This is a genomic window from Salmonella sp. A7 (genome assembly GCF_020181675.1).
GTDB classification, from domain to species: Bacteria; Pseudomonadota; Gammaproteobacteria; order Enterobacterales; family Enterobacteriaceae; genus Salmonella; species Salmonella enterica.
Genome location: NZ_CP084001.1, coordinates 4159821 through 4175274 on the forward strand (window position 1 = coordinate 4159821; position 15454 = coordinate 4175274).

Sequence of the window (15454 nt, forward strand, 5' to 3'; positions counted from 1 at the left end):
AGTGACCGTTCACTTGCGGGTCTTTTTGTTCTTTCGAGGTGTTTATGCTTGATGTTAAGAGTCAGGATATTTCCATCCCCGAGGCCGTTGTGGTGCTTTGTACCGCCCCGGATGAAGCTACCGCCCAGGATCTGGCCGCCAAAGTGCTGGCGGAAAAACTGGCCGCCTGCGCCACCCTCCTCCCCGGCGCGACATCGCTGTACTACTGGGAAGGCAAACTGGAGCAGGAGTATGAAGTTCAAATGATCTTAAAGACCACCGTTTCACATCAGCAAGCGCTTATCGACTGCCTGAAGTCTCATCACCCGTATCAAACGCCTGAACTTCTGGTTTTACCTGTTACTCACGGAGATACTGATTACCTCTCATGGCTCAACGCATCTTTACGCTGATCCTGCTGCTGTGCAGCACATCCGCCTTCGCCGGATTATTCGACGCGCCGGGTCGCTCGCAGTTCGTCCCTGCCGACCGGGCGTTTGTTTTTGATTTTCAGCAAAATCAACACGATCTTACCCTCTCCTGGCAGGTAAAAGAGGGTTACTACCTTTACCGTAAACAAATTAGTATCACGCCGACGAAAGCGGATATCGCCGCAGTCCAACTCCCGGCAGGCGTCTGGCATGAAGATGAGTTCTACGGAAAAAGCGAAATCTACCGTAAGCGGCTAAACGTTCCGGTAACGGTTAACCAGGCGGCGGCTGGCGCGACATTAACGGTAACGTACCAGGGGTGCGCCGATGCGGGATTCTGTTATCCGCCGGAAACGAAAACGGTGCCGCTAAGTGAAGTCGCCGCGGCAATAGACGCCACGCCGACGCCTGCTGTCACCCAGACGGGTGAGACGTCAAAACCCGCCGCCCAGCTACCTTTTTCCGCGATCTGGGCGCTGCTGATCGGCATCGGCATCGCCTTTACGCCCTGCGTTTTACCCATGTATCCGCTGATTTCCGGTATTGTCCTGGGGGGAAGGCAACGTTTGTCGACGGGGCGCGCACTGCTGCTGGCCTTTATCTATGTACAAGGGATGGCGCTGACCTATACCGCACTGGGTCTGGTCGTCGCCGCGGCGGGATTACAGTTTCAGGCGGCGCTGCAGCACCCTTATGTGTTAATCGGCCTTGCCACCGTGTTCACCCTGCTTGCGTTGTCGATGTTTGGCCTGTTCACACTACAGCTCCCCTCCTCACTGCAAACCCGGCTGACATTAATGAGTAATCGTCAGCAAGGCGGCTCGCCCGGCGGCGTTTTTGTTATGGGGGCGATTGCCGGATTAATTTGCTCGCCCTGCACTACAGCGCCGTTAAGCGCGATCCTGCTTTATATCGCTCAGAGCGGCAACATGTGGCTGGGCGGCGGTACGCTGTATTTGTATGCATTAGGTATGGGTCTGCCGCTAATGCTGGTCACCGTGTTTGGCAACCGCCTGCTACCGAAAAGCGGCCCGTGGATGGCGCATGTCAAAACCGCTTTTGGTTTCGTGATCCTCGCGTTACCGGTCTTTTTACTGGAGCGGATTATTGGCGAGGCTTGGGGTTTACGTCTGTGGTCGCTGCTGGGCGTCGCTTTCTTTGGTTGGGCCTTTATCACCAGCCTTCAGGCCAGACGAGCGTGGATGCGTATCGTACAGATTATCCTGCTGGCGGCAGCGCTCATTAGCGTGCGGCCTCTACAGGATTGGGCGTTCGGATCGCCATCCGCGCAAGCTCCAGCGCACCTCAATTTCACGGCTATTTCTACCGTGGACGAACTCAATCAGGCGCTGGCGCAGGCCAAAGGCAAACCCGTTATGCTGGATTTCTACGCCGACTGGTGCGTGGCCTGTAAAGAGTTTGAAAAGTATACCTTCAGCGATCCGCGGGTCCAGCAGGCGCTCGGCGACACGGTGCTCTTGCAGGCTAACGTCACCGCTAACAATGCGCAGGATGTCGCGCTGTTAAAGCATCTGCAAGTCCTCGGGCTGCCCACCATTCTGTTCTTTAATGCCCAAGGCCAGGAACAGCCGCAATCGCGAGTCACCGGCTTTATGGACGCCGCCACCTTTAGCGCGCATTTGCACGATCGCCAACCGTGAGCGACACTTGCAAAAGCAAAGACGGAGGAGAATACCGTGCAACGTGAAGATATTCTGGGAGAAGCCCTGAAATTACTGGAGACGCAAGGGATAGCCGATACTACGCTGGAAATGGTGGCGGAGCGCGTAAATCGCCCACTCGACACATTACAGCGTTTCTGGCCAGATAAAGAAGCCATTTTATATGACGCGCTACGTTACCTGAGTCAGCAGGTAGATATCTGGCGACGCCAGCTTCTTCTTGATGAGACGCTTTCTGCTGAACAAAAGCTACTGGCACGCTACAGCGCGCTCTCGGAATGTGTCAGTAATAACCGTTATCCTGGTTGCCTGTTCATTGCCGCCTGTACGTTTTATCCCGACCCAACCCATCCTATTCACCAACTGGCCAATCAACAAAAACGCGCGGCACATGATTTTACCCATGAGCTACTGACCACGCTGGAAATTGACGATCCGGCGATGGTCGCAAGGCAGATGGAGCTGGTGCTGGAAGGTTGTCTCAGCCGAATGCTGGTCAACCGCAGTCAGGCTGATGTAGATACCGCTCAGCGGTTGGCGGAAGATATTCTGCGTTTTGCACAGTGCCGTCAGGGTGGAGCGCTCACCTGACGGGTACTGATTTTATGCATTTTGCCTGAAAAGCAGGCAGTCAGCGCGCTTTTATCACTTTTTTCGTGTAAAGCCGTTGACGACCGCGCCCCTTTACGGTTTAATGCGCCCCGTTGCCCGGATAGCTCAGTCGGTAGAGCAGGGGATTGAAAATCCCCGTGTCCTTGGTTCGATTCCGAGTCCGGGCACCACTTATTCAGAAAACCCAGCCTATGGCTGGGTTTTTGCTTTTCTGGGAATGGAAATCCGTAGCCCCCATCTCCGGCCTGACTAGCTATAACGAGAAGGCCAGATTTTCTCTGGCGCAACGCCCAGCGCTTCGTCGATCAGCTTTTCCCCTTTGGGCCAGGGTCAAAAGCTTACTTAGCTACAGGGAGATTATTACCAGTAATAACGCCTATCACTTCATCTGACGGTTCGCTAACCCCGACAAGTGAATCCAATATCTCCGCCATGAGCTTTTTCATCACTGAAAACAATAATCCCTTCGCCAATTTTGGCATTTTTTCTTTGTCGGCTTCTTTATTCTTAAATACTGTTTCCGACTCTTGTTCATAATCATAAATTAATACTCAGCACATCATAACTGGTGGTAACTGTCGGGGTAACAGGGCACATATTTTAAAATACTTATTCATACTTTGTTATTACGTAAACATTTTAACCTAATGCATGTCAGTCAGGCACGCAGATAAAAAATAACCGGAGACAAAAGTTAAACAAAATGCTGTTAGCCGGAAATATCAGTATTGTTCTGTTGTCCGCTGCAGTCAGTCCGGTATGGGCAGACGATAATGCCAGTGCAGCGTCCTGCTTTTTTACCTGTATGTTGAATAACCATTGCAATAAATCATTATAGGATTACATCTGTTTATTATTTCCTGATCCGGAGTGAGTCTTTATGAAAAGTCGTTATTTACTATTTTTTCTACCACTGATCGTAGCTAAATATACATCAGCAGAAACAGTGCAACCCTTTCATTCTCCTGAAGAATCAGTGAACAGTCAGTTCTACTTACCACCACCGCCAGGTAATGATGATCCGGCTTTCCGCTATGATAAGGAGGCTTATTTTAAGGGCTATGCGATAAAAGGTTCCCCACGATGGAAACAAGCTGCTGAGGATGCAGATGTAAGCGTGGAAAATATAGCCAGAATATTCTCGCCAGTAGTGGGTGCTAAAATTAATCCCAAAGATACGCCAGAAACCTGGAATATGTTACAGAATCTTCTGAAAATGGGCGGCTACTACGCTACTGCTTCGGCAAAAAAATATTATATGCGTACTCGTCCCTTTGTCTTATTTAATCATTCTACCTGCCGTCCTGAAGATGAGGATACTTTGAGAAAAGATGGCTCTTACCCTTCCGGGCATACTGCTTATGGTACACTTCTGGCATTAGTATTATCCCAGGCCAGACCGGAACGCGCGCAGGAGCTCGCCAGACGAGGATGGGAGTTCGGGCAAAGCAGAGTGATATGCGGTGCTCACTGGCAAAGCGATGTTGATGCTGGCCGTTATGTGGGAGCAGTAGAGTTTGCAAGGCTGCAAACAATCCCGGCTTTTCAGAAGTCACTGGCAAAAGTCCGTGAGGAGCTGAACGACAAAAATAATTTATTGAGTAAAGAAGATCACCCCAAACTTAATTACTGAAGGTGAAAGTCTTCCCGCAAACTGGCCACAGTAAATGAAAGGAAGTGCAACTGCGTAGGGGCGACCGGGCGTGGAGAACGCCTTTGGTTTCCCCGATTCGCAAACCACCCGTTTGCAGTCCGTCCAGACCGTCATGACGTCGTTGTCCGGCTGAAGCGGTAAAACCGGTCTGGCTCACTGACTATCCACAGCGAATTCCGGCCATCAGAAGCTATCCCTTCCGCCTGCGGAATGTCCCGCTCCAGACCACTGTGTCCCCGGCGCAGCGGCATCACCCACCAGCCGCCCTCGGGGTCTGACACCAGTACCAGGGCTGATTCATGGGAAAGCACATACAGCCGCCTGTTTTTCCTGTCGTAATGCAGGCCGGAGATATCCTTCAGGAACCACGGCAGGGACAACCGGTGCGTCAGTGAATCACTGACCGACAGAGAGTCATGGCTGTGGTCCGTTTCTAAAAAACGAAGCGGTTTCTTTTCCTGCGCCACTATCAGGGCATTCTCTCCCCGTCCACGGGCAAGGCCTTCAAAACCGGCATTGTCGCTTTTTCTGTCCACATCCAGGGTCAGGGTGTATGACGTCGGCGGCAGGACAGACGTATTCCTGTCAATGTGGTGGGTGGTGAGTATCCGCTCCCGTTCCCGGGACAGGACATAGCGGTTCCGGCCGAGATACTCAATGGCCTCAAAATCATGGTCGCCATCCGATGGTATCACCCGCAGCACGTTCCCGTCCGTGTCCAGCTCCACCACCGACGACGGATGGTCGGTCACGGCAAACAGCGTTCCGCTGTCCGGGTTCCACGTCAGGCCGGAGAGACCGCCCTGTATACCGGGAATGTCTTTTTCTGTCGCAAGCTGCCACTGCGTTTCCTCCGGGTACCAGGTTTCCGGAAAATACAGTGTGGCAGCACCGGCCACCATCAGAAGAGCGCCAGCCAGCAGTGCCGGTTTTTGTTTAAGTAAACGTCTCAGAGTCATGGTTCCGGATGTTCAGTTCATCGCATTACATGCAGTCAATGACAAACCAGAGCATGGCCAGGGCTCCGGTCAGGAAGCCGGAGATAAAAGCGCTGGTCAGCAGCAGTAAAATCAGCGCCCGGAGCGAAAAGCGTCCCCCGCCATACCCGGCGCGTCTTTCGTCATCCGGCATGTTGTCCTTCTGCAAAAAAAATTCTCCGGGGAATTACCGGTATGGAGATGTCCGGATAAAAAGAGCTTTATTCCCGTAAGGCCTGTCATGCAGCCCCGGATTATATTCATTCAATATTCAGTAACAGAAATACTGATACAAAAAACACCAGTGACATCATGACGACAAAAGAAATACAGATGTAATAAATCATCTTCAGAAAGTTCATCAGTCAGTTACCGCAATATCTGTTCCGGCCACTTGTTCTCTCCATGCCCCTGTTTTACCGGATATCCGTCAGACCAGCAGCCATCGGCCGGACACGCCTTTACCTGCATTCATTTTCTCCACCACGCCAGCGTCCTCAAGCGTAACCAGATAAGCCCTGGCCTGGTATATTGTCAGCCCGGCCGCATCCGCAATACTCCGGGTCCTGACCGGTATATTTATCCTGCCGTTTGCCTGTGACTGCATAAAAGACAGAATTTTGTCGCAAGCGTCATTACTCATTTTGTTCTCCTGTGACTACGGGGAAGCAATGGTGTCCCGGAAGCTGAAATACCTGCCCCGGGTCTTCACATATCAGAAGCGTTGTCCGGTTTCATCTGTAATCACCCCGGGTAACAGGCCGCTCGTGCACAGTACATGCAGGTTCTCCACCCCTGCATACTCCACCAGGCAGGCCCGGAGGTAATAATCCTTGCGTGATGCCGCCTTCAGTGAGGCATTCCTGGTTATGGCCGTACACAGGGATATCAAAGTCCGCTTTCGCAACTCAGTCAGTTCACCTGAGCTTTCCGGCCCGGCTCTTCCCTCAAACGCCTGACGCAGCATGTCACGCAGCCGGAGGAGGCTGTCCCGGCCACTGATAACCTGCGCAGTTCCTCTCAGGAGCCGCATTTCCTGCAGCCGCGAAGGTACCAGAACAACCATGGGAACCGGACTGGCCGCGTGCAGCATTCTGATGTCCTGCAGATGCCGCCCCCAGCCGGCCAGCGGCTCCGCACTCAGTGCCACCAGGGCCAGGTCATATGCCCCGGGAGGTGACATCTCCGGTCGCATCACGGCATACCCCATACCGGCAAGCAGATGTGACAGCCCCAGCAGTTCATATTCACAGTTCCCCGTCAGCAGTACGCGTTTCCGACGGGACATGGCATTTTCCATTTATCCTGCCCCCGCTAACTTAACGCCGGGCTTATCAGCCCTGCCAGCATGGCTGCCAGTCCCACAAGAACCAGCAGATAAACCGTGACCAGTACACGTACAGATATTTTCATTACGATCCCTGCTCAGAAATAGTTCACTACCGGCATCAGGTTTCCCTGCAAGTGGTTGACATAACACAGTACCTGCATCAACAACCGACAGATAACAGCCACCGGCTTCATGTAAGGCAGCAGAAAACTCAGACAGCGACATTCTGGTCATGAATGTCGTGCCTTCCCCGAATACCAGCCTGACCCGGCCGTTATGTTCCTGCGCCTGCCGGATATCCCGGACACTCACAAAGAAAAACACGCCGTCGGCCCGCTCCAGCCCCATAAAAACGGCGGGGTCCGGAACGGGTGACCGGGGGCCTGCAGCCTTACCGGTATTCAATGCTCACCGCCAGGGAGGTATGCCAGCGGGACGGTACCGCCCCCTTAAAACGCAGCTCACCGCTGTCCGCCACCGTCTGTGCGCCGTATACCCCGTCAACCTGGCGCAGGGCGGCGTCACTGAACCGGCTCAGTCCGGACACGCTGCTGACCGTCATCTCCCGGAGCCAGACCGGGCCTTCACTGTCAAACAGGGTCTGCAGCACACCCGGCGTCTGCCCTGCCGGCATCACCTGCGTCTGTGGCGGCAAGCCGTTGCCCTGCAGGTCGCCATACAGCCCGGCATACTCCGCCCGGTCCCCCAGGACATGGCGCAGCACACCCGCCGCCTGCATCCGGAAGGTGAATGTCCCGGTACGGACATTTCCCTCCCCCGTCACCGGCAGTGTCACCGATGCCGTACCCGGCGCCGTCCACGCCAGTGCAAAACCCTCGGTTTCCTTACCGTACGTCACCTGCGGCGCAAGCCCCTCCCGGCCGGCCGGGGTGGTCAGGATAGTTTTTCCCAGCAGGACCGTCATGGCCGGCAGGGGAACCGGTATTACCTGCTCCCCACTGCGCAGGACAGAGACAGCTTTCGTGTTTATCTGTGTGTTCCCTTCCCCGACCTTCCAGACCCAGGGATTACGGGTGCTGGTCACCGGCCCGCCCAGCTTCAGCTCTCCGCTGAAGTCTTCCCCCGGCGTGTTCCACGCCAGCACACAGGACGGCAGCAGACTGGCGGCCAGCAGTAAAATCGTCATTCGTTTCATTGTGTTCTTCCTCTCCCTGCCCGTTCTTTACTGGACCGTCACCGTCACACTCAGCCCGGCCTGCCACTGCGCCGGCGTGTTTTCTGCCGGCAGGCGCAGCTCAAAATCCGAGACGGCGGACGCATAGGCCGCCGCCAGCCGGGTCACCCGGCCGTCAGCCAGCACGCCCTGACTGATAACCTGACCGTTATCTGCCGTGCTCATTCCGTTACCGAAGCCCCGGTTCATCAGCAGCAGGGCGGACAGGCGGCTTTTAAGCCACTGCGGCAGGGTGCCGGCCTGCACACCGCTCACGCTCTGCCCGTTTACGAGCGACATGCCTGCCGGTAGTGTGATGCCGTCCTCCGGGGTACCGGCGCTGACGGCCATTCCCTGGTCAAGGATGAAAGAAAGCTGTCCCGCCACGTGACCGTTCTCCGGGTTACGTACCGGGACAGAGGCGCGGAAGTGTTGCGCCGTCGTGCTGCCGCCATCCGTCACGGAAAACGGCTGCCCGTTACTGCTGAAAGAGATAAAAGGGGTGAAGCCGGGCCCACCGCGCTCAGCCACCTCATACAGATGGCCTTCCAGAAACGGCAGGGTGCCCTTACTGCGCAGATTAAAAACAAGAAAGCCGTTTTCATTACGGGCATCAGCGGTGTCCACCGCCCATGTCTGGTCAGGAGCCCCCACCTGCCAGGTCCATTTCGGGGCCTCGTCAGTGACCAGACCGTGAAACTGTATTTCCCCGCCGTCAAGAATTTCGGCCCGGGGTGCTGCGGAATAAAACAGGGCCATTGCGACCAGGGTGGAAATAATAGATTTATAATGATGTGTTATTTTCATCGTTATTCACTCTGTTTTATCCGTTAATCAGTATTAATAAACAACGTGCGCTCAGATAAGCTGAAAAATAAACCCGACACCGGCGCATACGGACATTCCCTGACTGACAGAGAAGCAGGAAATAACCATACCGGAATGCCGGGTTTATTACCGGCAAACGACCCAAAAACAGTTCGCCGTTTTTAATAACCAGGCATATTACATTCTGTTATGTCTGGTAATCTGATCTATTATTGATAGGTAACCGTAGCAGGCAAACTAATTTTCCATTTAAATGGAGCATCGGCCTTAACTGGAGCATTCATGGTTATATTAATTTTACTATTTTTGGCAATTACAGAACCATAATAGGAAGAGTATTTCCAGCCTGAGTCAGTAAATGTCTCGTAAAAATTAGGTTCCCATGCCGCCCCGCTTGGGAGGACAAATTTATCTGCAATATCAGGCCACCCCTGAAGAATGATATTTCTAACATCCAAAACATCGTTAGCAGATGTTGGAAGACCACCAACGTACGCCTGCCCCTTCTTATTTGCAAACATCAATTTCTGGTGAGGAGTGCTACCATCAACTTTGGATGCAGCCATGGCTCCTTGAACAGTTAAAGGGAAATGAGCACCACCTACAACCACTCCCGCTTCGTTCCGTACTTCTGCTGAAGCTTGTGTTGAACTATTCTTCCAGACATTGCCAATCCACCCATAATTAATGGCTGGAGCAATGCCTGCCCGGCCTGTAAACTGCGCAGTAGAGCGAATGGCCAGGATAGGGAGGGTTTTTGGAACATTAACTTCAACTTTTGTGTCATTTTTCTGAATTTGAGCGTTAAGGTCTGTGACAGCAGTGCCGATTGCAGTTTCCCACGGAGTCGCTTTCGTCACTGGTGTCAGTGACCCGCCAATCTCAACCTGACCACCGCCGCCGTTTGCTGTCCACGCAGCCATAGCCGAGCCGGATACCACTGCAGATGCAGCCACTGCCAGTGCAATCAGTGTTTTTTTCATGAATTTATTCCTTTCAGTTTTATAAAACAATTAAAGAACTATTTTGTTATTAAATAGTAATTCCGTCTGTTACCCGGTCTTACCGCAAAGCCATCCCCTGCCACCTTATTTATGTGGCATCACTGAGATATTTATCCCTGTAATACAGAATGGCTTTACGTTATTGCCGTAAATAACTGGGCGTCATTCACTCAGGTAATTCGTGGTGCCCTGCCGTTCTTTTTAACCGGCGCTGATACCTTCCACTTCCACCGGCACCTGCACATTCCCCCGGTAGTTCGCCGGCACCTCCAGCTCCGCCGGCGCGTCACTTCTCAGCTCCACCTGCCGGATTGCCGCCGGCACCGTGATAACCACATCCTCTCCCCGCTGGCCGGCCGTAATGGCCGCCCGCTGCCCGTCCACCATCAGGGTGGTCTTCAGCGTGAGCCGTGCGTCCCGGCCGTCTCCCAGGGTCCGTTTCACCGTGATATACGCCATGTTTCCGGATGCCGGACGACTTTCGGCATTGCGGATGACCAGCGTCTCCGGAAGCGGACCGTTGCTCTCCGTCCGGTACAGCACCGGGTCCGCCGGGGTGCGCGTCACCTTCACCACGCTGTTGCCCACCACCTGACCGTTCACCACGCCCAGGTACTGCGTCTTCTCGCTGTAATCCGCCGCCAGGACCGGCAGGGCGCTGAAGAGGGCCACCGCCATCAGTGCTTTTTTCATCATGGTTTCTCTCTATTCCGCAGGACCGGAAAGGGTTATTTTTTACCTGCTTTATCAGACGAATTAACCGCCGTATCAGATGTCTTCTGCCTGGGAGAAGTCGCCGTTTTTTTCTGGTTGATGGTCCAGGTCTGCAGCTCGCCGTAATCGTTCAGGGAATCCACCTTCACCACATTCCCCTTCACCTGCACCTCATCCCCCGGCATAAACATCAACAGTTTCTGGGCGGTGTCGTTGTCTACCGCAACCTTTTTACCGTTCGCATCCAGCAGGCTGCCGATGGCGTAGATATACGGCGTGGTGTTGACCAGCATCGTCCGCCCGTCCGGACGGACCTGCAGGCTGATGCCTTCCTCGGCGCCTTTACGGTCCTTCAGCAGCGCCTCCGGGCGGTAGAACAGCTTCAGCTTCGTGCGCAGGGCAATGGCAATCCCGCTTCCCTTCAGCGCCGGCGGAATATCCTGCAGGTTCAGCCAGTACACTGACTCTTTATCCTTCGGCAGGTGGTCAGAGGCCATGATGATACGCAGCGTCTGCTGCCCCTGCGGTTTCACCTTAAAGAAGGAGGGCGTCACCACAAACGTCGGGCGGGTGTCTTTCTCCACAATATTGTCCACCCACGCCTGGCCGCCGAAAGTACGCTCCTTGTCATTGTTGGTCACCGTGATGGTCAGCGCGTCCTTGTCGCCGCGAAAAATATAGCGGGTCTGGTCCGCCGCCAGGGAAGCCAGCGCACTCTGGCTCGCCATCATCAGGGCCAGGGTCATTCCCAGCGCCTTCGTCACTCTGTTACGGAAAAAAGAACGCATTTTCTGGGTCTGTTTCATCGTCATCATTGTCCGGTTATGCTTATTCGCACGTAATTTCCTGTAGTTTCGCCGTCTCCTGCAGTTTCGCCGCAGGTATCCGGCACTGTCCCAGCGTGATATCGCCGGGGCGGTCCACCGCGTTAATCATCAGCACGCCGTTGTTCGCCACAAAGCCCAGCGGCGTGTTATTGCTGTCCCGTGCCCATGTGCCACCCGGCACAAAGGCCCCGTCCGGCATCCTCACCTGCAGCAGGTAACGGTGCACCTTCAGAGCATCAAACGGCATCCACACCACCGCGCTGTCCGTCGGCACCACCTTCCGGCTGGTCGTGGACAGCTCCGTGTCCAGCGGCAGCGTGCCCGCATCTATGGTCACCGTATTCCAGTCATAGCTGTTCAGCGGTACTACCAGGTTTCCGTCACTGTCCGACGTTTCATTGCCGGACATCACCTTCACCCCCGGCGTGTCCTTCACGCTCACCACCGCCACCGTGTCCCCGGTGGTCCGGCTGAACATGATGTCCCGCGCCGCCGGCACCGCCAGTACCGAACCGCTGGCTGACACCGAACCACTGGTGCCCGAACCGGACGAGTGGTTCACCGTGCCGTTCAGGTTCGCCCGGTCGCCGCTGTAGGCGGCGTTCAGGTAACTGCTGATACCGCCGTCACTGTCACGGCCGCCGCCCAGACCGTAGCTGAACCGGTCGTTCAGGGCCCCGGAGATACCGGTACTGACGCCGGTGCCGCCATCTTTACCGGTGCTCACCGTGGTGCTGCTGCTGTACTTCCGCTCAAACAGGGTGAACGGCACAGACACCGACGCGGAGGCCGACCAGGTGTTCTCCCCGTTCATGTTCCGGGACCCGGACCAGCCCAGATTCAGGCTGACGCTTTTTATCTGTGTGCTCAGGGTACCGGTAATTCCTGTCTCCTTACCGTTGTCATCAGCGTACCGGTAACTGCCGGTCGTGGAGGCCGGGTAATAGCTCCGCTGCCATCCCGACGCCGACAGGCTGAACAGCCCTCCCACCGGCTGGCTGATGCCCGCATTCCACTCATCCCGGGTCCGGCGCCCCTGGTTCTGCTGCAGCCATGTTTCAGCCGGGTTAAAGGAGGACATGTCCTCATATTCCTCACTCTGATGTGACCAGCTCACCCGCAGTCCGGTGTTCGTCAGCGCCAGCTGTTTGCTCCAGGCCAGTTTCACCTTATTCCCGCTGCGGCTGCCGTCCCGGTACTTCGCCGTGGCATAAGCGCCGTCAGCAGACACCGCCCCCAGATAACCGAGCCCCAGTACCGCACCGGCACTGGCGCCCTGCCAGTCCTGGTTGAACACGCCTCCCGTGCGCAGTGTCAGCCCGTCCAGACCATACCCGTATGACGCGGCAAACACCCCGCCCTCCAGGTCGCTGTCGTCGTCCGGTATCCCGGCCGCCACGCTGAACTCGTGCTGCCCCGGACTCAGCTGCCCGGCCATTACCGACAGCGGGAAGACCTGCGTCTGCACCCGCCCGTCATCCCCGGTGACGGTCATCGTCACGTCCCCGCTGCTGTACAGCGGCACATCCGTGACGGAGAACGGCCCGGACGGCATCATCCCCGAGTACAGCATCCTGCCGTTCTGGGTCAGGGTCACCCTTGAGGGACCGTTCGCAATGCCGCTGAACACCGGGGTATACCCCAGGTTGCCCGGCTTCATGCTGTTGTTCCGCGACAGGGACACCCCGTACGTGCCGGTACTGCCCAGCAGGCTGTCACCGGTCGAGGTCTTCCCGACCGCCAGGTCCGCACTCAGGGAGCGGATGGCCCGGGTGGCCGTGAACATGTTTATCGTGGCCTCGTTGCTCCCGCCATCCCCGGTGCTGGCCGTGGCTGACGAGCTCACCACCCAGCGACCGATGTTGGCCTTCAGGTCTGCTGAGCCGAACGCCGACGTGTTGTACCGCCCGCTGTTGGCGTTCGCGTTGTAGTTCATCCGGAACGCCTCCGTGCCGTAGTCCCACTCCACGTTCTCCGGCATTTTCACCAGTCCTTTCTGCGGAATGGCCAGCGACAGGCTCTGGGTGGCGACATCAAAGTCCACCTTCACCGCCGGCGCTTTCGCCAGCACCCAGCACTGCCGCGTGGCGTCATATCCCTTACGGAAGTACTCCGCGCTGACATAAATCCCGGCCTTTGCCAGCCACGCTTCTGACAGACACAGCGCTTCGCTGTCCTGTGGTGTTACGTCCAGGATCCGCTTCCCGATATCCTTCCCGTTCAGGGACAGGTCCACCAGGTAGCGCCCCGGCGCATAATCTCCGTTCAGCGCCGCCCAGACCTCAGGGTTAATCCCCGCCCCGCCCTGAATAAAGGACATGTCCAGTTTCTCTCCGGCACTTGCGGTACCGCTGCCCAGGGCAACCGCTATCGCAAATGCCAGCACGGCATGGCGAAAAGACATCTGGCAGGCTGGCTGTCTTACGTTATTCCCGTTCATCAGCATTCCTTACTGGTAGGTGACCACAAAGGTCAGGGCGCCGTTGTACTCACCCGCCTTCACGTCCGCCGGAAACACCGGCTGCGCACGAAACCGGAACTGCCCCTTCGCGGCAAAATCCACCGGGTACTTCACCTCATGATTTGCCTGCGTGATGCGCCCCCGGAAGTCCGCCTGCGTATCCGCGGCCCGCACATCGATACGGATACCGTCGCCGGCGCCACGGGTGACCACACCCTGTCCGTCCAGCTGGCCCGGGTTGCCGAAATTCAGGGTGGCGATCTGCCCGGCCAGAAAGGCCGAACAGCCCTGAACGGTGGCGCCGGTCTCATACAGACGCACGGTGAAATCACGCGGCGGCACGGGTGCAGCGGACGACTTACGGTATGTCCCGAACGTCAGACGGCTGCTGCCGGTACCGTCAGCATCCACCACCACATGACAGGCAGAGGCCACCACATCAGCACTGAACAGGGTTTTCTGAACGGAAGCGTGAGAAAGCCCGCCCCCTGCCAGCAGCAGAAGGAAAAGTATCTTTATTTTTTTCATCGCAAATCCGGAGCAGACGGTTCAGTCTGCTTTATCATTCATGATGGCTGTAATAACCCGCCAGTTTATGCACATTCCTGCTGATAAAATTCAGCCGGTTAACACTGGTGCTGAGATACCCGCCACTCATACCGTGGCGTTCGCACACAACCTTTCTGGAATACCCGGAAACGAAATAATCTTTCAGGGCCAGAATAATCTTTTCACTGTGTATCGGGGATATATCAACAAGTAGCCAGAACTGCTCTTCGGACACTGCCCCCGGTTCGAGTTCCCCGGCCCTCACTATCCTGACGCCGGAAAATGATTTTTTATTCAGTTTCAACGGAACTTCCTTCCTTAACTTTTCCTTAACCTTCCCGGCAAGGAAAACATGTAAAGGGAAGATAACTAATCTTTTCGCTTATTATATTTAAGAGATTAATGCTGAAAAGGCCATTTTTAACGATCTTTTAATCCATAGCAAAGCCAATATGTAACACTAAAAACCAAAAAACAAACAAATAATAGATTAATACACCATAAAATAGCATTAAGCCAATACAAAAGATCGCCAAATAACCAGTCCACCATGCATTCCACTCCATTAAAAAATAAAGAATTAATTAACCAGAATCAAAAACAGAAAATAATAACGAAAAAGACAGAACTTCATGTAATAAAACTGAATATCACGATATAAAATACATTTAAATCAAATGGATACACAGCAACCTCGCAGCACTTAAAAAAGACGTTGATTTATAGTTAAGCCGGAATCGACCGCAAACAAAGAGGTTTCCCAGCCCCGAACAAGTACCGCAGGATATTATTCACCACGCAAGTATCTTCCTGTTTTTCAACAAAACGCAAAACAGTAACCGAGAATTAAAGGGCCCGGTGAACAGGGTATATAAAATACAGAACCATTAATGCCGGATAAAAACAACGTTCAGAAAACAGGCTGGGAGAGTATTAAATTATGTTCAGATATTAAAAAAAGGGAAATAAATAAAAAAAACGGACATGGTTGCCGTAATAAAATAACATCCGTTCCATTCTTAAACATGGATCAGGTGGAAGAAGGGAAGGTGTTTACACACAGAGAAAACGTTCAGTCAGCAGATAAACAACCCGCAATGCCTGACTGCTGGAGCTAAAAGAGTCTCTCCGGGTTAATACATAATTAAACAACAGACAGTGTAATTTTCGACAGGAAAGGAATGATCAGGGGAGATATAACACGGCTCTGATAACGGTCAGGTGCAGGACAC

At 54.5% G+C, this 15454-nt stretch carries 17 protein-coding genes, 1 tRNA gene and 1 pseudogene; 6 read left to right on the forward strand and 13 right to left on the reverse strand.

What is annotated here, in order from left to right:
• The first annotated feature begins 44 nt into the window (after positions 1-44).
• The 4 genes from cutA (at position 45) to LCS67_RS20280 (ending at position 2874) form a co-directional block, all read left to right on the forward strand.
• On the forward strand, positions 45-392 hold the full coding sequence (gene cutA, locus LCS67_RS20265; RefSeq protein WP_000887832.1) for a divalent cation tolerance protein CutA: 348 nt from the start codon (positions 45-47) through the stop codon (positions 390-392).
• Positions 368-2071, forward strand: a complete 1704-nt coding sequence (locus LCS67_RS20270) for a protein-disulfide reductase DsbD (protein WP_000068889.1) — start codon at positions 368-370, stop codon at positions 2069-2071. Before cutA ends, LCS67_RS20270 begins: the two co-directional genes overlap by 25 nt.
• A gap of 36 nt (positions 2072-2107) precedes the next feature.
• Positions 2108-2683, forward strand: a complete 576-nt coding sequence (locus tag LCS67_RS20275; RefSeq protein ID WP_001188509.1) for a transcriptional regulator — start codon at positions 2108-2110, stop codon at positions 2681-2683.
• Positions 2684-2798: 115 nt separating this feature from the next.
• Positions 2799-2874: transfer RNA gene (locus LCS67_RS20280), tRNA-Phe, on the forward strand.
• A 79-nt stretch (positions 2875-2953) separates the two neighbouring features.
• Here the strand turns inward: LCS67_RS20280 and LCS67_RS22780 are convergent.
• Positions 2954-3031 (reverse strand): annotated as a pseudogene (locus LCS67_RS22780) (helix-turn-helix domain-containing protein); the annotation flags it as partial.
• Between the two features lie 553 nt (positions 3032-3584).
• Here LCS67_RS22780 and LCS67_RS20295 point away from each other — a divergent pair.
• On the forward strand, positions 3585-4337 hold the full coding sequence (locus tag LCS67_RS20295; RefSeq protein WP_000842411.1) for a non-specific acid phosphatase: 753 nt from the start codon (positions 3585-3587) through the stop codon (positions 4335-4337).
• Positions 4338-4468: 131 nt separating this feature from the next.
• Here LCS67_RS20295 and LCS67_RS20300 read toward each other — a convergent pair whose 3' ends face one another.
• From LCS67_RS20300 to LCS67_RS20355, 12 genes are all read right to left on the reverse strand, one after another.
• A complete protein-coding gene (locus LCS67_RS20300) occupies positions 4469-5317 on the reverse strand; it encodes an SdiA-regulated domain-containing protein (protein WP_000175392.1) in 849 nt (282 codons plus the stop codon).
• A 25-nt stretch (positions 5318-5342) separates the two neighbouring features.
• Positions 5343-5504, reverse strand: coding sequence for a hypothetical protein (locus LCS67_RS20305; protein WP_001816720.1), 162 nt, complete (start codon positions 5502-5504; stop codon positions 5343-5345).
• 261 nt (positions 5505-5765) lie between these two features.
• A complete protein-coding gene (locus LCS67_RS20310) occupies positions 5766-5978 on the reverse strand; it encodes a FaeA/PapI family transcriptional regulator (protein WP_000063792.1) in 213 nt (70 codons plus the stop codon).
• Positions 5979-6050: 72 nt separating this feature from the next.
• Positions 6051-6635: a hypothetical protein gene (locus LCS67_RS20315; protein WP_024151731.1), complete on the reverse strand. Its 585-nt coding sequence runs from the start codon at positions 6633-6635 to the stop codon at positions 6051-6053.
• Between the two features lie 421 nt (positions 6636-7056).
• Positions 7057-7821 (reverse strand): fimbrial protein, encoded by a 765-nt coding sequence (locus LCS67_RS20320; RefSeq protein WP_079971610.1) that lies wholly within the window; start codon positions 7819-7821, stop codon positions 7057-7059.
• 27 nt (positions 7822-7848) lie between these two features.
• On the reverse strand, positions 7849-8646 hold the full coding sequence (locus tag LCS67_RS20325) for a K88 minor fimbrial subunit faeH (RefSeq protein WP_000704729.1): 798 nt from the start codon (positions 8644-8646) through the stop codon (positions 7849-7851).
• Positions 8647-8876: 230 nt separating this feature from the next.
• Entirely contained in the window at positions 8877-9650 is a 774-nt protein-coding gene (locus LCS67_RS20330; protein WP_000751769.1) for a hypothetical protein, read from the reverse strand.
• Positions 9651-9872: 222 nt separating this feature from the next.
• On the reverse strand, positions 9873-10364 hold the full coding sequence (locus LCS67_RS20335; protein ID WP_000709795.1) for a DUF5462 family protein: 492 nt from the start codon (positions 10362-10364) through the stop codon (positions 9873-9875).
• A gap of 35 nt (positions 10365-10399) precedes the next feature.
• Positions 10400-11191 (reverse strand): fimbria/pilus periplasmic chaperone, encoded by a 792-nt coding sequence (locus LCS67_RS20340; RefSeq protein ID WP_024137307.1) that lies wholly within the window; start codon positions 11189-11191, stop codon positions 10400-10402.
• A 22-nt stretch (positions 11192-11213) separates the two neighbouring features.
• Complete coding sequence (gene faeD / locus LCS67_RS20345; protein ID WP_371062536.1) at positions 11214-13616, reverse strand: F4 (K88) fimbrial usher FaeD; 2403 nt, start codon at positions 13614-13616, stop codon at positions 11214-11216.
• A 45-nt stretch (positions 13617-13661) separates the two neighbouring features.
• Positions 13662-14201, reverse strand: coding sequence for a fimbrial protein (locus tag LCS67_RS20350; RefSeq protein ID WP_000721295.1), 540 nt, complete (start codon positions 14199-14201; stop codon positions 13662-13664).
• A 34-nt stretch (positions 14202-14235) separates the two neighbouring features.
• Positions 14236-14526, reverse strand: a complete 291-nt coding sequence (locus LCS67_RS20355; RefSeq protein ID WP_000773469.1) for a PapB/FocB family fimbrial expression transcriptional regulator — start codon at positions 14524-14526, stop codon at positions 14236-14238.
• A gap of 586 nt (positions 14527-15112) precedes the next feature.
• Between LCS67_RS20355 and LCS67_RS20360 the strand changes: the two genes are divergently transcribed.
• A complete protein-coding gene (locus LCS67_RS20360) occupies positions 15113-15340 on the forward strand; it encodes a hypothetical protein (RefSeq protein ID WP_001112992.1) in 228 nt (75 codons plus the stop codon).
• Positions 15341-15454: the final 114 nt, after the last annotated feature.